Below are 19,542 nucleotides of genomic sequence, written 5' to 3'. Positions count from 1 at the left end.
ACGATCCTGATTTGAAGGGGCTGCCGCTCCTATGGTAAAATGTAAGCAGTTTCGATGAAAATAAAAAGAGAGTCTTTTTCTTTTTTCAAAAAGACACTGTTTAATTTGCAGAAATTCATGCTGAAAGTGAGTTGATCCGCTTTGGATCTTTTATCAATACAGGACCCGTCATTTCTTAAAAAGATGTCAATTGAACAGCTGGAAGAGCTGGGTGAGGAAATCCGCAATTTTCTCATCACATCGCTGTCTGCCTCAGGCGGCCATATCGGGCCGAACCTTGGGGTTGTCGAGCTGACGATTGCGCTTCACAAAGAATTTGACAGTCCGAAAGATAAATTTTTATGGGATGTCGGACATCAGTCCTATGTTCATAAACTGTTAACCGGACGCGGCAAGGAGTTTGAAACCTTGCGCCAATATAAAGGGCTTTGCGGTTTCCCGAAACGCAGCGAAAGCGAACATGACGTATGGGAAACAGGCCACAGCTCAACATCGCTCTCAGGCGCGATGGGAATGGCTGCCGCCCGCGATATTAAAGGGACGAAAGAATATATCATCCCGATTATCGGGGATGGCGCTTTAACCGGAGGAATGGCGCTTGAAGCACTGAACCATATCGGTGATGAGAAAAAAGATATGATCGTCATCCTGAATGATAATGAGATGAGCATTGCGCCGAATGTCGGGGCGATTCATTCTATGCTCGGCCGGCTTCGCACGGCCGGCAAATATCAATGGGTAAAAGACGAGCTTGAATATTTATTTAAGCGCATCCCGGCCGTCGGCGGAAAATTGGCCGCCACTGCTGAGCGGATAAAAGACAGCTTAAAATATATGCTTGTGTCAGGCATGTTTTTTGAAGAGCTGGGTTTTACGTATTTAGGCCCGGTAGACGGTCATTCCTACCACGAGCTGTTTGAAAACCTGCAATATGCCAAAAAAACAAAAGGTCCTGTCCTTTTACATGTCATCACAAAAAAGGGCAAAGGCTATAAACCGGCAGAGACCGACACAATCGGGACATGGCACGGGACTGGCCCGTACAAAATCAATACGGGTGATTTCGTCAAGCCGAAAGCCGCGGCGCCTTCATGGAGCGGACTCGTCAGCGGGACCGTGCAGGAGCTGGCGCGCGAGGATGACAGAATTGTCGCGATTACACCGGCCATGCCGGTCGGTTCTAAGCTGGAAGGGTTTGCGAAAGAATTTCCGGAGCGCATGTTTGATGTCGGAATCGCAGAACAGCATGCGGCGACGATGGCCGCGGGAATGGCGCTTCAAGGCATGAAGCCGTTTCTCGCGATCTATTCGACCTTTTTGCAGCGGGCGTATGATCAGGTCGTCCATGACATCTGCCGTCAAAACGCGAATGTATTTATCGGCATTGACCGCGCGGGTTTGGTCGGCGCTGACGGGGAGACCCATCAAGGCGTCTTTGACATTGCCTTTTTGCGTCATATACCGAACCTCGTTTTAATGATGCCGAAGGATGAAAATGAAGGCCGCCATATGGTCAATACAGCTCTTGCTTATGAGGAAGGTCCGATCGCGATGCGCTTCCCGCGCGGAAACGGGCTCGGTGTAAAGATGGATAAAGAGCTGAAAACCATTCCGATCGGAACATGGGAAGTGCTCCGTCCCGGAAAAGACGCGGTGATTTTAACGTTCGGAACGACCATTGAAATGGCGCTCGAAGCGGCTGAAGAACTGCAAAAAGAAGGCCTGTCTGTGCGTGTCGTCAATGCGCGGTTCATAAAACCGATTGATAAACAAATGATGAAGGCGATTCTTAATGAAGGTCTGCCGATTTTAACGATTGAAGAAGCCGTGCTTGAAGGCGGATTCGGAAGCACGATTCTTGAATTCGCTCATGACCTCGGCATGTATCATACGCCGATTGACAGAATGGGCATTCCTGACCGGTTCATTGAGCACGGAAGCGTAACCGCCCTGCTTGAAGAAATCGGTCTCACAAAGGCTGAGGTTATGAACCGGATTAAATTGCTGATGCCGCCGAAGACACATAAAGGAATTGGATCATGACAGCAAAAAAAGAACGATTAGATGTACTTCTTGTAGAAAAAGGCCTTGCGGAAACGCGGGAAAAAGCGAAACGCGCCATTATGGCGGGCATCGTATACTCAAATGAAAACCGATTGGACAAACCGGGTGAAAAAATCGCCCGGGATCTTCCGTTAACGGTAAAAGGAAACCCTCTTAAATACGTCAGCAGAGGCGGATTAAAGCTTGAGAAAGCTCTTGAGGTGTTTCCCGTCTCAGTAAAAGGCAAAACGATGATTGATATCGGCTCGTCTACTGGAGGATTTACAGATTGCGCCCTCCAAAACGGCGCCGAACGGTCCTATGCAGTAGACGTCGGCTATAATCAGCTCGCTTGGAAGCTGAGACAGGACGAGAGGGTCGTCGTCATGGAACGGACGAATTTCCGCTATTCCGAGCCTTCCGATTTCACAGAGGGTCTGCCGGAATTCGCGACGATCGATGTTTCTTTCATCTCACTCCGTCTTATTCTGCCGGTTTTAAAAACGCTGCTTGTGCCGGGAAGCGATTGTATCGCACTGGTGAAGCCGCAATTTGAAGCCGGACGTGAATCAGTCGGAAAAAAAGGCATTGTCAGAGATCCCGGCGTTCATGCTGACGTTCTCCGCCGTATGAATCAGTTTGCCGCTTCTGAAGGATATACAGTGAAAGGACTGTCCTTCTCACCGATTACAGGGGGAGACGGCAATATCGAGTTTCTGCTTCATTTGAAGTGGGAGGGAGAAGACGGAAGCGGCGCTGAACTGCCGGAAGAAGATATTCTCCGTACCGTCCGCGAAGCACATGAAACATTAAAAGCCAAAAAGACAGATGTACCGGAATAATAGGGGGCTATTATTCCTTTTTTCTGCCATCATGTACTTTTTATCAAGAAGCGGTTAACATAATGACAAGAACAGCTTGAAAACAGAGGTGCTTACATGACAAAAGGCCAAAGGCATATAAAAATCAGAGAGCTTATTACAAGCCATGAGATTGAAACGCAGGATGACTTAGTTGACATGCTGAGAGAAGAAGGGTATAAGGTAACCCAGGCGACTGTTTCCAGGGACATTAAAGAACTGCATCTCGTAAAGGTGCCGACCAATAACGGTTCCTACAAATACAGCCTGCCGGCGGATCAGCGGTTCAACCCGCTGTCAAAACTGAAGCGTTCATTAATGGATGCGTTCGTAAAAATTGACTCAGCAAGCCACATGATCGTATTAAAAACGATGCCGGGGAATGCGCAGGCAATCGGCGCTTTGATGGATAATCTCGAATGGGAAGAAATCATGGGCACGATCTGCGGAGATGACACAATTTTAATCATCTGCAGGACGCCTGAAGATACGGAGGGCGTTCAAAGCCGTCTTTTGGAGCTGCTGTAGCGTAATTATCAGATAAAAGGTGGAATGCTGTTTGTTAGCTGAACTATCAATAAAAAACTTTGCCATTATAGAGGAACTGACGATTTCGTTTGAACGGGGGCTCACCGTCCTGACGGGAGAAACAGGGGCCGGCAAGTCAATTATTATAGACGCCGTTTCCCTGTTGGTCGGCGGCCGCGGGTCGTCTGAATTTGTCCGTTACGGTGAAACAAAGGCCGAGCTTGAAGGACTGTTTCTTTTGGACAGCGGCCATCCCGTTTTTGAGGTGTGCCGTGAGCAGGGAATAGACGCATCTGACGACATGATTGTCATGAGAAGAGACATTAATGCCGGAGGAAAAAGCGTCTGCCGTGTCAACGGAAAATTAGTAACGATTGCAGCTTTGAGGGAGATCGGCAGACTTTTATTAGATATTCACGGGCAGCATGACAACCAGCTTTTAATGGAAGATGACAAACATTTAGAGCTTTTGGATAAATTTGCGGGCGCTGAGGCCGAATCAGCGCTTCAGGCATACCAAGAAGGCTACGACCGTTATATGAAGCTGCTCAAAAAAGTGAAGAAGCTGTCGGAAAGCGAACAGGAAATGGCGCATCGGTTAGATCTGATCCAATTTCAGCTTGAAGAAATCGAATCAGCGAAGCTTGAATTGAATGAAGACGAACTTCTTCAAGAAGAGCGGAAGCAGATATCCAACTTTGAAAAAATTTATGAATCATTGCAAAACGCCTATAATGCGCTTCGCAGCGAACAGGGGGGGCTTGACTGGGTAGGAATGGCCTCTGCCCAGCTTGAAGACATTTCGGATATCAATGAACCGCTGCAAAAGCTGTCAGAAAGTGTGTCAAGTTCCTATTATCTGCTGGAGGATGCAACCTTTCAAATGCGCAATCTGCTAGATGATCTGGAGTATGACCCGGAACGGCTGAATTTTATTGAAACCCGTTTAAACGAGATTAAACAGCTGAAGCGTAAATACGGAGCGACGGTCGAAGACATTCTGGAATACGGCTCCAAAATAGAAGAGGAAATTGATCAAATCGAAAACCGCGACAGCCACCTTGAAGCGCTGAAGAAGGAACTGGAGTCCGTCGGCAAAGATGTGGCCGTAGAAGCCGCCAATTTATCAAAAATCAGAAAAGCCTGGGCGAAAAAACTGGCGGAAGCAATTCATCAGGAATTAAAGAGCCTGTATATGGGCAAATCAACGTTTGATACGGAATTCCTCGTGAAAACCGATCCGTCTGCCAGTGAAGCGCCGGTTGTCAACGGACAGCCCGTGCAGCTTACCCAAAAGGGAATTGACCTTGTGAAATTTTTAATTTCAACGAACACAGGTGAGCCGTTAAAACCGCTGTCAAAGGTCGCATCCGGCGGCGAACTTTCAAGGGTGATGCTGGCGCTGAAGAGTATTTTTTCTTCTCAGCAGGATGTCACCTCCATCATATTTGATGAAGTGGACACTGGCGTAAGCGGGCGGGTTGCCCAAGCCATCGCGGAAAAAATCCATAAAGTATCGACCGGTTCACAGGTGCTCTGCATTACACACCTGCCGCAGGTTGCCGCTATGGCGGATACGCACCTTTTGATCGCAAAAGAATTCAAAGACGGACGGACGACAACGCATGTAACGCCGCTTTCAAAGCAGGATAAGGTAGCGGAAATCGGCCGTATGATTGCGGGTGTTGAAGTGACCGACCTGACAAAACGGCATGCGCAAGAGCTTTTAAAACAGGCCGGACAGGTAAAAACGACAGGATAAGCTGCTGATACAGGCAGCTTATTTTTTTGTTCCATTTCTCTAACAGTGTATCCAATGTTTTTCTTCGTATGCCGGTTATAAATCAAGCGCAGGAAGGCAAAAGTATAGAGGTAGCAGAAAAAGAAAGTGGTGTGGGATAGGAGCGAGGAGAGTGAAGGAATGAATGCACGATAACATGAGGAAAGCAATAGGTGTAATTCTCCTTGTTTCTTTACTAAGTGTAGGCTTTTTTAAGCCATTTAAAGAATATTTACTGATACCGTCAGAAATGAGCGTCTTTGAAAACCAGACACAAGCCGTTCCGGTCAATGCATCAATAAGTGCTGAAAAGGGTGAATTATCAGAAGCCTTTACGCTGAGAGAAGAGCACGGTCATGCAAGCATAACAGGGCAAAAACAAGGCCGGTCAGAAGTAGTATATGATCTTGCCGGGTTTCCCATTAAAAAAACGAAAGTGCGTGTCCTTCCTGAATTGAAGGTCATTCCGGGCGGACAGTCCATCGGTGTAAAACTGCATTCAGTCGGTGTTTTGGTCGTCGGCTTTCATCAGGTGATGACAAAGGATGGGAAAAAGTCTCCGGGAGAACAAGCGGGAATTGAATCTGGCGACATCATTATTAAAATGAACGGACAAAAAATTGAAAAAATGAGCGACATCGCCCCGTTTATTCAAAAAGCGGGTAAGACCGGGGAATCTTTGGATTTGTTGGTGAAACGCGATAAGCAAAAAATCAAGACAAAGCTGATTCCGACAAAGGACGAAGCTGAGGGAAAATATCGAATCGGCCTTTATATCCGTGATTCGGCAGCCGGTATCGGCACGATGACATTTTTTGAACCGAAAACAAAAAAATACGGCGCATTGGGCCACGTCATTTCTGATATGGATACGAAAAAACCGATTGTTGTGGAAGACGGCGAAATCGTCCGTTCAACTGTAACATCAATTGAAAAAGGAAAAGGCGGCAATCCCGGCGAAAAACTGGCAAGGTTTTCGTCAGAACGGAAAACGATCGGCGATATTAACCGCAACAGTCCGTTCGGCATTTTCGGGAAACTGCATCAGCCGATTAAAAACAACATTTCCGACAAAGCGCTTCCGATTGCTTTGTCAAATGAAGTAAAAAAAGGACCTGCGCAAATGCTGACGGTTATTGAAAATGATAAAGTAGAGAAATTTGATATTGAAATCGTCAGCACCACTCCGCAAAAATTCCCGGCGACTAAGGGAATGGTGTTAAAAGTGACCGATCCGAAACTGCTGAAAAAAACCGGCGGAATCGTTCAGGGAATGAGCGGAAGCCCGATCATCCAAAACGGGAAGGTCGTCGGAGCCGTAACCCACGTGTTTGTCAATGATCCGACAAGCGGCTACGGCGTTCATATCGAATGGATGCTTTCTGAAGCGGGTGTTGATGTTTATGGAAAAGACAAAGCAAGCTGACTGCCGGATCATCCGGCAGTTTTTTTATGTGCGCGTTCTTCACTTCTTTCCAGGATTCATGTAAAATAAGACATGAAGATTTTTCGACAAATTCACGTTTCCTGATTTGTCAAACTTAATTTTTAGTCGAAAAACCTAGAAAATGCTAGAAAAACAAAGATATTCCACTATTATTGGTAAATATGGATTTTTTAAAAGGGGAAGTAGTGGTTTTGTCGAATGTAACATGTAGCAGTCAAATAGGTTGTGTCCTGTTAATACATTGGGGGAGGAAGAAACGTGGAGAAAATTAAAGTTTGTGTTGCTGATGATAATCGAGAGCTTGTAAGCCTGTTGAGTGAATATATAGAGGGACAGGATGATATGGAAGTAATCGGCGTTGCTTATAACGGGCAGGAATGTCTTTCTTTGTTTAAAGATAAAAATCCCGATGTGCTCGTTTTAGATATTATTATGCCGCATCTGGACGGACTTGCGGTTTTAGAGCGGCTCCGTGAATCAGAGCTTGAGAAACAGCCGAACGTTATCATGCTGACGGCATTCGGTCAGGAAGACGTTACGAAAAAAGCCGTCGATTTAGGCGCGTCCTATTTCATCCTGAAGCCGTTTGATATGGAAAACCTTGTCGGCCATATCCGCCAGGTAAGCGGAAATGTCAGCAGCGTCACACACCGTGCGCCGTCTACACAAAGCAGCATCATCCGCAGCCAGCCGGAGCCGAAACGGAAAAATCTCGATGCCAGCATTACAAGCATTATCCATGAGATCGGTGTGCCTGCCCATATTAAAGGCTATCTTTATTTGCGGGAAGCCATTTCCATGGTGTACAACGATATTGAACTCCTCGGCAGCATCACAAAAGTCCTTTATCCCGACATCGCCAAAAAATTCAACACGACCGCAAGCCGTGTAGAACGGGCCATCCGCCACGCGATTGAAGTCGCTTGGAGCAGGGGAAATATTGATTCCATTTCTTCGCTGTTCGGGTATACCGTAAGCATGACAAAAGCAAAACCAACCAACTCAGAATTCATTGCGATGGTTGCTGACAAGCTGAGATTGGAGCATAAAGCTTCGTAACGCAAGCTTTATGGCAAGATGACGTTTTACGCCTTCTTTTCCGTGCATGAATGCGGAAGAGAAGGCGTTTTGAGTTTTTCTGACGAAGATCTCTCCGGCCCGAGGAATCTTAATGCTGCATAAAAGCGGGATTTACGGCATCTACACATATAACACGGGAGCTGATACTTTGATGATTTCGCCGTCTCTGATATAAAAGCGGGGGACGCGGCGGCTTAACACAGATACGACTTCGTAGTTAATCGTACCGAGCATTTCGGCAATTTCATCAACGGAAATCTCGGCTCCTTTTTGTTTGCCGTAAATGACGACTTCTTCTCCTTGTTTGCCCTCACTATCACCCAAACTGACCATAATCATATCCATCGTCACTCTCCCCGCCACCGGCACTCTTCTGCCGCGGTGAAGAATAAACCCGCGGTTGGAAAGGGCGCGCGAGTAGCCGTCAGCATAGCCGATCGGAATTGTCGCGATGATTTCACCCGGTTCGGCGATATATGTGGCGCCATAACTGACGGTCCGGGGCTCTGTCACCATGGCTTTCACATAAGCGATACGCGCCTTTAAGCTGAGTGCGGGCGTGAGATCTACGAGGTTGAGCTCCTTTATATAAGCGGACGGGTATAGTCCATATAAACCGATGCCTAAACGGATCATATCGGCGCTGAATTCGGGAAAAGCGATAGCGGCGGCTGTGTTGCACATATGGACAGTAGGCAGCGGGATGTCTTGATTTTTTAAAAAGCGGAGAAAGCTGATGAACTTTTCATGCTGCAGCATTGTCAATTCAGTATCAGGTTCATCCGCTGTTGAAAAATGGGTAAAGATCCCGTCCCATGACAGGTATGTACTCGACTTGAGCGCTTTTACAACTGCTAAAAGGTCTTCTTCTGTGCGTACACCCAGCCGGCCCATTCCGGTATCCACATTGATATGAATGGACAGCCGTTTCGAATCAGCTTCTTTTTCCAATATCTGATTTGCTTTTTTGACCCAGCTGACTTGAAACGCTGATAATGTTATATTCCACAAGGCAGATTTTTTTACACAGCTGAGAGCTGTAAAGCCGAGCACAAGGATAGGTGCCGTAATTCCCGCTCTCCGTAACACAATTCCCTCTTCAACGCTGGCAACCGCGAGCTCGCTCGCGCCGCTTTCCAGTGCCTGCCGCGCTACTTCCACAGAGCCGTGGCCATAAGCATTTGCTTTTACGACGGCCATAATCTTTGACTTCTTCGGAATATGGCGGCGGATCGCCCGTACATTCTTTTTTATCGCATCAAGGTCAACTTCAATCCAAACTTCCCGGCAAAGTTTTTTCATCGCGATTCCTTCTTTCCTTAATGAGATTCAGTACTGACGTGTTTTCATGCTTTCAATCTGCATTTTATTCACACTGAACTGAAATCATTCAAAACATGAGAAGGTGACCGCTGATGTTTAAAATCAAGTTTTCGGGAAATCAGTGCGCCTGCTTTATTTATGCAGTAAGGGCTGCATGGCAGCCCTTAAATTGACTTCACAATATTCTGATCTGAAAATTGGTGTTCAAACATTTTGGACTGGCTTACAGCATTGTTTTGAATGACAATGCCGATATTTCCCCCTCCGGAACCGAAAACGGTTTTTGATGCAGTCAGCGGACTGATGGATATGGCGCCGCCAACATTGACAACGCCGTTTCCTGATACGTTGTTTATCGTAATCGGGCAACCGCTCATTCTATTTTTTCTCCTTTCTCTCACAGTCTACTATCTATATGTACGCTGTAATATGAAATAAGATTAAACAAAACGGCAAAAAAAACCGGCTGCTGCGAGCCGGAAAGGGAGGGAAATACAGATATCATAGTGTTTTCGTTACATTTTGATCAGAGAATTGCGAGTTTAGAGATTGAGACGTGCTGAATTGGTTTAATTGCAGAACAATACCTATATTTCCTCCTCCTGAGCCGTAGACGGTTTTTGATACGGTTAAAGGGCTTATCGAAAACGCCCCGCCGACATTGACAACTCCGTTTCCGGAAAGACTGTTAATCGTAATAGGAAAACCAGCCATCATATACGGTCTCCTTTCTATTAATCTATTTACTATATGTACGCTGCGAATCAGTAATAGGAGTAAACAAAGCGGTAAAAAGTTATGAAACAAAAAAACTGCCGGACGTCCGGCAGTTTTTTGATTACTTTTCAAACGGCACCCAGCCGCCTGTATTCTGGATCATTTCCCATAACGGTTCAGGAAGTCGGTATTTCTCAATTTCAGATGCTTTAATGGCTTTTTCGATTTCCTGTTCGCGGCCTTCTTTGACCAGCACCGCCCATTCAGGGTTAATTAAAATGACACGTCCCAGAGCCACCAGCGGAATCCCGCTTTCTAATACGGCGAGCGCTTCGTCCGCGGTATAGATGGAACCGACCGCCATCAGCGGCACTTTGTGGCCGACGCGTTCGTTTAATAAATCCATCCGTGTCCGTGAAGTATCTGCGCCGCGGCGGGCTTTGGAATTGACATCCATCAGTGAAATATGCAGATAATCCAAGTTTTCTTCCGCAAGTGCATCAGCGAGCATGAATGTTTCTTTCATTGTAAGCCCCGGCGTTTCCGGCTCTTCAGGTGACAGACGGTAGCCGAGAACAAATGGATGTTCAGCGTGTGCATCAATTGCCTGTTTGACAGCGTCAACGACTGCAAGCGGGAACGCAAGGCGCTTTTCATCGCTCCCGCCCCAGCGGTCTGTGCGCCGGTTTGTTTTCGGAGAATAAAATTGTTGAATCAAGTATCCGTTTGCCCCGTGAATTTCTACACCGTCAAAGCCGGCTTCAATCGCTCTGCGTGTCGCTTCGCCGAATGCTTTTACAATGTGCTCAATCTCTTGTTCAGTGAGAGCCCGGGAAGTTTGTCTGCCGTCTTCTTCTGAACCGCTTGGGCTGACGACGTCGTTATTCGGTACGAGTTCAGGAGGGCATTCCAATCCGCCATGGTGAATCTGCACAACGGCTTTCGCTCCTTGAGACTGGATCGCTTGAGCGAGTTTTTTCAAGCCGGGAATGTGAGAATCATCATAGATGCCGGGCTGGCCGGGAAACGCTTTGCCGTCAGGTGTTACGTTTGCACATGCCGTAATGACCATGCCCATTTCTTTTGAACGGGGAGTAATGTAGCTCAATTCACGTTCAGAAATCGTTCCGTCATCGTTTGAGGAATAGTGTGTCATCGGTGCAACGGAAATACGGTTTGGTATGGTAACGCCGCTTTCGAACGTAAAAGGTTCAAACAGCGGTTTATATGTTTGCTTCATTATTTCGCCTTCTTCCTTAAAAGTTTAACTCGTCCGTATTCTAGCTTATGTTTTAATTGTGTGCAATTATTTTGCTTGTTCTTCTTCCTGAGGTTATGACCGGCCGAACCATTTAAACGACTGGAACGGTTTTCTCCGTTCCTTTTCAGGGTCTTTATACCCGCCTGAAATTTGATGGCCGATCGAGCTGAATATGACAGCGGCGGCGAATAGGAGAATGATTTTTTTCATATGCATATCTTCTTTCTTATCTTTTACAAGGTTATTTATAAGCATACGCTTGTGTGAAAAAACCGTCAAATTTGTTTTTATTCTTTTTTCCACTTTCCTGCGGCGAATATCGTTCCGATCTGAATCACAACACTTAACAGAGCGCACACTGCCACAACTGTGTTGCTGTCCATAGAAGACACCCTCCTTTTTGTTAGGTTAATGTATCATATGACAGCTGTCTCTGTTTTGACAAAACCGTAATGCGGTGTTTCATATTTTTCAACAAAAAAGGGCGCTTTTTAGGCGCCTTTACTTTTTTTTCAGCCGATGCAAAGCGATTTGAACGGCGATGGCGTCATCCAGATAGCCGATCGGAAACATGTAATCCGGAATCACGTCTGTCGCTAAAATATAATACAGGAGCGCACTCCCTAGAATCGGGCGGTCTTCAGCCGGTGTTGATTCATCCATATATTGATGATGCATGTTTTTCAAGTGATCAATAAAAGGGCCGACACTTTCTTCATTATTCATTTTCTTTTGAAACTCATCACAAATCAGGCGATGGCCCTGCTGGGTTTTGGCATATTGTTCATATCTGGTCAGTTCGCGTTCAATTTGTTCACGGGAAAAAGGCTGATCAAACATCTCCCCCATGTTCAGCATATCCTGAATCGCGTGCATCGGATCTTGCGGCGCAGTCTCTTTTTCATGGCCGATGTCTATTCCTGACGCTTCAAGCAATTCCTCCAGCGGGGTGCGGAGGTGCTTTGAAAATTCCTGAAGATGCTTTAAATTGGCCTTCTGCTTGCCGTTTATAATCCGGGAGATGGTGGCCGTATCAATGTTGGCTAATGCGCCGAGTTTTCTCATGGAGAGAGAGTGCTTATCAAGCAGTGATTTTAAAAGGGGGCCCAATGTCTTATGTTCATTTTCTGCCAAGGGTGTCACCTCGTTTCCGCCGGAATGATGATAATCAGTCAATAATTTTTGCAGAAAAGGTACCTTTTCTGTGCTGATGAATAGGATAGTGTAGATTCAACTGCACAACATGTTGAAAAGACATCAAAGAATGGGGAGAACATAACATGGCTTGGTTATTGATTTTAGGTTTGGCAGTGTCCTCGAGCATTGATAATTTAGGAGTGGGGATGTCATACGGCATCAGAAAGATCAAAATATCGCACGCATCAAATATAATGATCGCTTTTATCTGTTTTTTATTCAGTTATATCGGAATTTATTTCGGCAAATGGATTTCAGCCGTTTTACCGGGCTTTTTTCCCGTTTTGCTGGCGGCTTTTATTTTATCTGTGATCGGCATTCGCATCATCCTGCTGGCCGTGCCGAGAAAAAAAGAAAATACAGCGCCTGCTGACACATCTGGAAAAAAAGGCCGTTTCGCCGGTCTGCTGCAAAATCCGGAGACAGCGGATGCTGACGGTTCGGGAGAAATCGGTATATTGGAATCCATGGTTCTCGGGGTGGCCGTATCCGCAAATGCGCTGACCAACGGATTAAGCGCGGGCCTGATCGGGCTTTCTCCCGCTGCCATTTCCGTCACTGCGGCGATCGGAAGCTTTCTGACCATATGGATCGGCTGCCTGCTTGGGAAAAAAGCTGCGTCACTGCGCATCGGTTCTTTCCATGTCGGACAGTTCAGCACGGTGCTGAGCGGAGTGATTATTCTCATCATTGCCGTCAATACGCTGCTCTTTTAAGTTGTCCCGTTCATTTTATGAAAAGCTCAAAATAAATATGAATCATTCTGTTCGGGAGAGCGCATGACGGGCTCTCTTTTTTTGCCGATCTGTCATTTTTTCAAAATGAACAGAAAGTCGTCCCTTTCCGTTAAATTTTGCATATTCGGCCTTCAGACAGAACCTTTTTCATAGACGGATCAGCTCGCTTTCTTTCTAAGTTCAGGTAATCAGCGGGTCAGAAAGCCTTTATTCCAAATATGGAAAAACGCTGGAGGGACGAAGGCGCCCTTTACAAATCCGCCATTCTGTACAAAGATAAAGCCGAATGAGAAAACGTGAGGTGATCTGTGTGAAGTCTGTCATCCTTCTGATCTTCACTGCATGGCTGCTGTCAGGCTGCGAGTATACCGCTGAGGCGGATTCGGCGCCGTCATTTACACAGGAAGGAACATTTATAAAAGCGGCCGGAAACGATATGATCGCACTGGAAATTGACGGAGAGCGGCGCGAGGTGAAGGTGCCTTTTGCTAAGCGGCTTGAATGTCAGTTTCTGCCTGAACATACGGCGGTGCAAATCACCTATAAAAAAGAGAGCAACGGACAATTACGGCTTGAAGAACTGAAAAAAGAAACAGATATGTGAAAAACGGGGAGGAAAAAACGTGGGCCTACTGACAAAAAGCGCTGCTGCATTCGGTGCCGCCCTTCTTCTGCTTGCGCCGTCCGCTTATGCAGCCGAGCCTTTGCAAGGGAAGACCATCTATATTGATGCCGGACATGGCGGAGAAGACAGCGGGGCCGGGGGAAATGGACTGCTGGAGAAAAACATCAATTTAGCGGTGTCAAACAAGGTAGCTGCCAAATTGGAAGCAGAAGGTGCAATACCTGTTGCGTCAAGGACTGATGATACTTTTTTAAGTTTGGACGATCGGGTGGCGAAAGCAAGCGCCAGCCAATCCGATTTATTCGTCAGCCTTCATACGAACTCAGCCGTATCGACGGCATCGGGTACAGAAACGTATTTTAATTCAACATATGAAGGAGCAGACAGCGAAAGGCTTGCTTCTGATATCCAACAGCAGCTTGTCTCGTCTCTAGAGATGAGAGACAGAGGTGTAAAAGAAGCCCCTTTTTATGTCATTACATATTCAAAAATGCCTAGTGTGCTGGCTGAATTAGGCTTTATCACAAATCCTCAAGATGCGGACAAGCTGAAAAACGCTGACGGGCAAGAACACGCCGCCGACGCCATTGTAAATGGAATCGAAACCTATTACAGCGGCCAATAGTCGTAAAATATGTGTAAATAGCGCCCTCCTTATGTGCATAACGATTATAATAGAGAAAACCGATGACAAACACCTGAGGTGACACACATGACGACTATTTTTGCCCACCGGGGGGCGTCGGGTGACTATCCCGAAAATACGATGCCCGCGTTCACAAAAGCGATTGAGGACGGGGCGGACGGAATCGAACTTGACGTACAGATGACAAAAGACGGCCGTATCGTGGTCATTCACGATGAAACCCTTGACCGAACGACGTCTTTACAAGGATTTGTGAAAGATACGGCGTATGACAAAATCAGAACCGCCGATGCCGCCGGAAAATGGAAAGATTCTTTTAAAGGAGTCAGAATTCCGCTTTTGTCAGACGTGCTGCGTTTTGCGGAGCCCGCCGATTTTCTGATCAATATTGAGCTGAAAAACAGTGTATTCCGCTACGAGGGAATGGAAAAAGAAGTGATCAAAAAAGTCAGGTATTACGGATTGGAAAAGCGCGTTATTTTTTCTTCATTTAATCATGAGAGCCTCGCGCGTTGCCATGCCTTGGCGCCTGAGATTGAACGGGCGGTGCTGACGATGGATGTGCTGTACCGGCCTGAACAGTATCTCGCTTCAATTCCCGCTTCAGGTTATCATCCGAAGCTTGGTACGCCGGCGGTCAGCGCTGAAGCGATCAAACATCTTGTAAAACACCAAGTGAAGCTCCGTCCGTTCACCGTTAATCGTCCGGAAGATATGAAGCAGCTGATGAAAGCGGGAGCAGACGCATTTTTTACCGATTATCCAAAGCTGGCTGTTTCTATAAAAGAAGAATGCCGCCATTAAGAAGACTGTTCAGACAGTCTTTTTTTTATGGGCAGAAACCGGAGGGGCGATCATAACGTGATCAGGAGGTTCATATAGTGTAACAGGGCGTTTTATGTAAGCGTTATCTTTTATTTTACTGAAAGTGAGGCAAAAGTGTGGGGAAAACGGTTATCGTCAGTGCGGCAAGAACACCGTTCGGAAAATTCGGCGGTGCATTAAAAGAGGTAAAAGCAGCCGAGCTTGGCGGCATTGCCATAAAAGAAGCAATCAAGCGCGCCGGCATCGGTGAAAGCGAAGCAGAAGGAGCGGTGATGGGAATGGTTGTCCAAGCGGGTGCGGGGCAGATTCCGGCACGGCAGGCTGCAAGGTATGCCGGGCTTCCATGGTCCGTTCCGGCTGAAACCATTAATAAGGTTTGTGCATCGGGGCTTAGAGCCGTTACCTTCTGTGATCAAATCATCCGGGCAAATGATGCCGACGTGCTGATTGCAGGCGGAATGGAAAGCATGAGCAACATCCCGTACGCCATTCCGGCCGGCCGCTGGGGTATAAGAATGGGAGACGGGGTTTTTCAGGATTTAATGGTCCATGACGGGCTGACCTGTGCGTTCGATCAGGTGCATATGGCTGTCCACGGAAGCGCTGCGGCCGAAAAGTACGGCATTTCCCGAGATGAACAGGATAATTACGCTCTTTCAAGCCAAAAACGCGCGGCTGAGGCGGCTGAGACGGGCAAATTGCAAGAAGAAATCGTTCCGGTTACCTGGACCGATAAAAAGGGCAAACAGCATAATGTTACGCAGGATGAGGGGCTGCGCCCTGATACAAGCCTTGAGCAGCTCGCAAAGCTTAAGCCTATTTTTACAGCCGGCGGAACGGTTACAGCGGGAAACGCTCCCGGTGTAAATGACGGCGCCGGAGCATTTGTGCTGATGTCAGAGGAAAAGGCCGCGAAGCAGCATGTCAGACCGCTCGCTGCGATACTTGGCTTTGCGTCTGTCGGACTGGAAGCGTCTGAGCTTGCCAGCGCACCGGGAGAAGCGATCAGCCGGCTTTTGAAAAAAACCGGACTGTCCGTTGACGATATTGATTTGTTTGAAGTAAACGAAGCATTTGCGTCCGTCGTGCTCGTCAGCGAAAAGATTGCCGGATTCAGCCGGGAGAAAGTGAATGTAAACGGAGGGGCGATCGCGTTCGGCCATCCGATCGGCGCAAGCGGCGCCAGAATCATCATGAGTTTGATATACGAATTAAAGCGGCGCGGAGGAGGTTTAGGCATAGCGGCGATATGCAGCGGAGCGGCCCAAGGAGACGCCGTCCTGCTGGAGGTGTACTGATATAACGAGGGGAGCGTCAGATGAAGATGAAAACAATCATGGTCGCAGGTGCGGGTCAGATGGGAGCAGGCATCGCGCAGACGGCTGCAGAAGCTGGGTTTTCCGTCATGTTATACGATGTGGAGCCGGAATCGGTGACAAAAGGCCTTAACCGCATAAAGACAAATCTGGAGAAAGATCAGGCGAAAGGACGCAAGACACGGCATGAAACAGAATCCGTTTTCAGCCGCATCTCCCCGGCAGCGCTCACAGAAGCGGGAGATGCTGATTTTGTAATAGAAGCCATTGCCGAAAACAAAACAGCAAAAACTGAATTACTCGGCACACTTGACAAAATGTGTCCCCCTCATACCGTATTGGCAAGCAATACGTCTTCTCTTCCCATTACGGAGCTTGCCGCTGTCACAAAAAGGCCTGACAAAGTAATCGGCATGCATTTTATGAATCCGGTTCCTGTCATGGAGCTTGTCGAGGTCATCAGAGGGCTTGCTACGTCGGAAGAAACGGCTGAAACAGTAAAGAAGCTTGCCGTCCGGATGAAAAAAACGCCTGTCGAAGTCAATGATTTTCCAGGCTTTATATCTAACCGTATATTAATGCCGATGATTAACGAGGCCGTTTATTGCCTTTACGAAGGGGCGGCTTCAAAGGAAGCGATTGATGAAGTGATGAAGCTCGGCATGCGTCATCCGATGGGGCCTTTAACATTAGCCGACTTCATCGGATTGGATACATGCCTTTCCATAATGGAGGTTCTCTATGCGGGGTTCGGAGATTCGAAATACCGCCCATGCCCGCTGCTCAGAAAATATGTCAGCGCCGGCTGGCTCGGCAAAAAAAGCGGGCGCGGTTTTTATGAGTACAACAGATGACATAAAAATCATGGGGGAGGCCTGCAGCCGTGCATTTTACAGAAGAGCACATCATGATGAGAAAAATGGTGCGCGATTTTGCACGCAAGGAAATCGCACCGATGGTTGAAATCATGGAAACAACCGATGAATTTCCGGACCGGCTGATTAAAAAAATGGGAGAAGCGGGTTTAATGGGCATCCCCGTGCCGGAAGCATACGGCGGAGCGGGGGCTGATACAACATCTTACATTTTAGCGATTCATGAAATATCAAAAGTCAGCGCGGCTGTCGGCGTCATTTTATCCGTCCACACATCGGTAGGGACAAACCCGATTCTGCATTTCGGGACAGAAGCCCAAAAACAAAGGTATATTCCAAAGCTGGCAGCGGGCGAATACGTCGGGGCTTTTGCGCTTACTGAGCCTCAATCCGGATCTGATGCGGGAAGCCTGAAAACAACGGCTGTGCGAAAAGGCGGTTCATATATTCTGAACGGTTCAAAAATCTTTATTACAAACGGCGGAGCGGCAGATTTGTATCTGACATTTGCCTTAACGGACCCGGGAAAAGGGAGAAAGGGGATTTCCGCTTTTATCGTTGAAAAAAACACACCCGGCTTTTCTGTCGGAAAGAAAGAAAAAAAGCTCGGTTTGTTAGGTTCCAATACCGTCGAATTGCAATTTGACCAAGCGGAAATTCCAATTGAAAACCGGCTCGGCGAAGAGGGCGAGGGTTTTTCAATCGCCATGAAAAACCTAGATGTCGGACGGATCGGCATAGCGGCTCAGGCGCTCGGAATTATCGAAGCGGCGCTCGGCTGCTCGGCGGAATACGCCAAAACCCGCAGCCAGTTCGGCAGGCCCATTGCCTCGAATCAGGCTGTCTCTTTTAAACTTTCTGACATGGCGACGAATGCGGAAGCTGCCAAACTATTGGTCTATCATGCCGCTGATCTGTATCAGCGCGGGCTTCCGTGCGGAAAAGAAGCATCGATGGCAAAGCAATTCGCGTCTGATGCGGCGATGAAAGCGGCAGTGGAGGCTGTGCAGATTCACGGCGGCTACGGCTATATGAAAGAGTATCCCGCGGAGCGTTTATTTCGGGATGCGAAGGTCACGCAAATCTATGAGGGCACCAATGAGATTCAAAGGCTGATTATTTCTAAGTATCTTCTTCAATAAAAAGCGCGGAAAAGGAGCGAAACCATGGAATCTTATTCTCCCGGTTTAGATGGCGTCATTGCGGTGGAAACGGGGATTTCTTTTCTTGATACACAGCAGGGCAGGATTTTAATCAAAGGCCATGATCTGATCGAGCTTTCTAAAACGGCCGGCTATATGGATATTGTCCATCTCTTATTGGAAGACAGACTTCCTGATGCGAAAGAGAAGGCGGCGCTTGAAGATGACATCCGGCGCGGCGGAGACCTTCCCGAGGAAATCTTGCATATATGCCGTCTGCTGCCTGAACATACTCATCCGATGGACGGTCTGAGGACAGGCTTGTCCGCACTTGGCGGCTTTGACAAGAATATTGATGACCGCACCTCTTCTGTAAATCGGCACCGTGTACGCGGGCTGATAGGCAAAATGCCCAATCTGACCGTCAACAGCTATCGTGTCATAAACGGTCAGGAACCTTTAGCGCCTGTCGGAACCTTATCGTACAGCGCAAACTTTTTATATATGATTACCGGAAAAACGCCGTCCTCCTTGGAAGAAGAAATATTCGACAGGTCGCTTCTTTTATACAGTGAGCATGAATTGCCGAACTCAACATTTACAGCCCGTGTCATCGCTTCGACGCAATCGGATATTTACGGCGCTCTCACCGGAGCCGTCGCCTCGCTTAAGGGAAACCTTCACGGCGGAGCGAACGAAGCGGTGATGTACATGCTTGAAGAAGCGAAGGATACAGACGGGTTTATTCAATTGTTAACTCAGAAACTCGCAAACAAAGAAAAAATCATGGGCTTCGGACATCGTGTCTACATGAAAAAAATGGATCCGAGGGCGCTCATGATGAAAGAAGCATTGAAAAAGCTGTCTGATCTCTCGGGGGATTTCCGTCTCTATCACATGTGTGAAGCCGGCGAAACCGTCATGCGGGAGAAAAAAGGCCTTTATCCGAATTTAGATTACTACGCAGCGCCGGTCTATTACATGCTCGGCATTCCGATACCGCTGTACACGCCTATATTCTTCAGTGCACGAACCGTCGGCCTGTGCGCGCACGTCATTGAACAGCACAGCAGAAACCGGCTTTTCCGCCCGCGTGTCCGCTATACCGGAGCGCGCCTGTAAACAGATAAGAAAGGAAGA

Annotated in this window: 20 protein-coding genes; 14 read left to right on the top strand and 6 right to left on the bottom strand. The window is 47.5% G+C overall.

Features of this window, described 5'->3' with window-relative positions:
* Positions 1-141 precede the first annotated feature (141 nt).
* The 6 genes from dxs (at position 142) to spo0A (ending at position 7,717) form a co-directional block, all read left to right on the top strand.
* The gene (dxs, locus tag AC1DN5_RS07760; protein WP_016939005.1) at positions 142-2,043 is read left to right on the top strand and encodes a 1-deoxy-D-xylulose-5-phosphate synthase; all 1,902 of its coding nucleotides are present in this window, start codon (positions 142-144) and stop codon (positions 2,041-2,043) included.
* A complete protein-coding gene (locus tag AC1DN5_RS07755) occupies positions 2,040-2,885 on the top strand; it encodes a TlyA family RNA methyltransferase (RefSeq protein WP_045926699.1) in 846 nt (281 codons plus the stop codon). The genes dxs and AC1DN5_RS07755 overlap by 4 nt, the downstream gene beginning before the upstream one ends.
* 96 nt (positions 2,886-2,981) lie before the next feature.
* Positions 2,982-3,431, top strand: coding sequence for a transcriptional regulator AhrC/ArgR (gene ahrC / locus AC1DN5_RS07750; protein ID WP_003153173.1), 450 nt, complete (start codon positions 2,982-2,984; stop codon positions 3,429-3,431).
* Between the two features lie 31 nt (positions 3,432-3,462).
* Entirely contained in the window at positions 3,463-5,193 is a 1,731-nt protein-coding gene (gene recN / locus AC1DN5_RS07745; protein ID WP_045926698.1) for a DNA repair protein RecN, read from the top strand.
* 163 nt (positions 5,194-5,356) lie between these two features.
* Positions 5,357-6,637 (top strand): SpoIVB peptidase, encoded by a 1,281-nt coding sequence (spoIVB, locus tag AC1DN5_RS07740; RefSeq protein ID WP_366969171.1) that lies wholly within the window; start codon positions 5,357-5,359, stop codon positions 6,635-6,637.
* A 279-nt stretch (positions 6,638-6,916) separates the two neighbouring features.
* Positions 6,917-7,717 carry a sporulation transcription factor Spo0A gene (gene spo0A, locus AC1DN5_RS07735; RefSeq protein WP_366969172.1) on the top strand — a complete coding sequence of 267 codons (801 nt, stop codon included), beginning with the start codon at positions 6,917-6,919 and terminating at the stop codon, positions 7,715-7,717.
* 141 nt (positions 7,718-7,858) lie between these two features.
* Here spo0A and alr read toward each other — a convergent pair whose 3' ends face one another.
* From alr to AC1DN5_RS07705, 6 genes are all read right to left on the bottom strand, one after another.
* A complete protein-coding gene (gene alr, locus AC1DN5_RS07730) occupies positions 7,859-9,040 on the bottom strand; it encodes an alanine racemase (RefSeq protein WP_366969173.1) in 1,182 nt (393 codons plus the stop codon).
* A gap of 185 nt (positions 9,041-9,225) precedes the next feature.
* Positions 9,226-9,438 (bottom strand): spore germination protein, encoded by a 213-nt coding sequence (locus tag AC1DN5_RS07725; RefSeq protein ID WP_016939010.1) that lies wholly within the window; start codon positions 9,436-9,438, stop codon positions 9,226-9,228.
* A 124-nt stretch (positions 9,439-9,562) separates the two neighbouring features.
* The gene (locus tag AC1DN5_RS07720) at positions 9,563-9,775 is read right to left on the bottom strand and encodes a spore germination protein (protein ID WP_032864884.1); all 213 of its coding nucleotides are present in this window, start codon (positions 9,773-9,775) and stop codon (positions 9,563-9,565) included.
* Positions 9,776-9,899: 124 nt separating this feature from the next.
* Positions 9,900-11,018, bottom strand: coding sequence for an NADH-dependent flavin oxidoreductase (locus AC1DN5_RS07715; RefSeq protein WP_316098686.1), 1,119 nt, complete (start codon positions 11,016-11,018; stop codon positions 9,900-9,902).
* Between the two features lie 93 nt (positions 11,019-11,111).
* Positions 11,112-11,249 carry a hypothetical protein gene (locus AC1DN5_RS07710; RefSeq protein ID WP_162829239.1) on the bottom strand — a complete coding sequence of 46 codons (138 nt, stop codon included), beginning with the start codon at positions 11,247-11,249 and terminating at the stop codon, positions 11,112-11,114.
* A 291-nt stretch (positions 11,250-11,540) separates the two neighbouring features.
* Complete coding sequence (locus tag AC1DN5_RS07705; RefSeq protein ID WP_188154552.1) at positions 11,541-12,173, bottom strand: helix-turn-helix domain-containing protein; 633 nt, start codon at positions 12,171-12,173, stop codon at positions 11,541-11,543.
* A 146-nt stretch (positions 12,174-12,319) separates the two neighbouring features.
* Between AC1DN5_RS07705 and ytaF the strand changes: the two genes are divergently transcribed.
* The 8 genes from ytaF (at position 12,320) to mmgD (ending at position 19,524) form a co-directional block, all read left to right on the top strand.
* A complete protein-coding gene (ytaF, locus tag AC1DN5_RS07700) occupies positions 12,320-12,952 on the top strand; it encodes a sporulation membrane protein YtaF (protein WP_366969174.1) in 633 nt (210 codons plus the stop codon).
* A 307-nt stretch (positions 12,953-13,259) separates the two neighbouring features.
* Positions 13,260-13,577, top strand: coding sequence for a hypothetical protein (locus AC1DN5_RS07695; protein ID WP_047475650.1), 318 nt, complete (start codon positions 13,260-13,262; stop codon positions 13,575-13,577).
* Positions 13,578-13,596: 19 nt separating this feature from the next.
* Positions 13,597-14,223, top strand: a complete 627-nt coding sequence (locus AC1DN5_RS07690; protein WP_366969176.1) for an N-acetylmuramoyl-L-alanine amidase family protein — start codon at positions 13,597-13,599, stop codon at positions 14,221-14,223.
* Between the two features lie 87 nt (positions 14,224-14,310).
* Positions 14,311-15,048, top strand: coding sequence for a glycerophosphodiester phosphodiesterase (locus AC1DN5_RS07685; RefSeq protein WP_366969177.1), 738 nt, complete (start codon positions 14,311-14,313; stop codon positions 15,046-15,048).
* A 137-nt stretch (positions 15,049-15,185) separates the two neighbouring features.
* Positions 15,186-16,367, top strand: a complete 1,182-nt coding sequence (locus AC1DN5_RS07680) for an acetyl-CoA C-acetyltransferase (protein ID WP_099744633.1) — start codon at positions 15,186-15,188, stop codon at positions 16,365-16,367.
* A 20-nt stretch (positions 16,368-16,387) separates the two neighbouring features.
* Positions 16,388-17,239 (top strand): 3-hydroxybutyryl-CoA dehydrogenase, encoded by an 852-nt coding sequence (locus AC1DN5_RS07675; protein ID WP_099744632.1) that lies wholly within the window; start codon positions 16,388-16,390, stop codon positions 17,237-17,239.
* Positions 17,240-17,268: 29 nt separating this feature from the next.
* Positions 17,269-18,402, top strand: coding sequence for an acyl-CoA dehydrogenase (locus AC1DN5_RS07670; RefSeq protein ID WP_016939022.1), 1,134 nt, complete (start codon positions 17,269-17,271; stop codon positions 18,400-18,402).
* Between the two features lie 24 nt (positions 18,403-18,426).
* Positions 18,427-19,524 (top strand): citrate synthase, encoded by a 1,098-nt coding sequence (gene mmgD / locus AC1DN5_RS07665; RefSeq protein WP_016939023.1) that lies wholly within the window; start codon positions 18,427-18,429, stop codon positions 19,522-19,524.
* Positions 19,525-19,542 lie beyond the last annotated feature (18 nt).

This window comes from Bacillus sp. 01N42_2 (genome assembly GCF_056399565.1).
The sequence above is the reverse complement of the archived record's forward strand: the minus strand, read 5'-3'. Positions and strand labels throughout refer to the sequence as shown.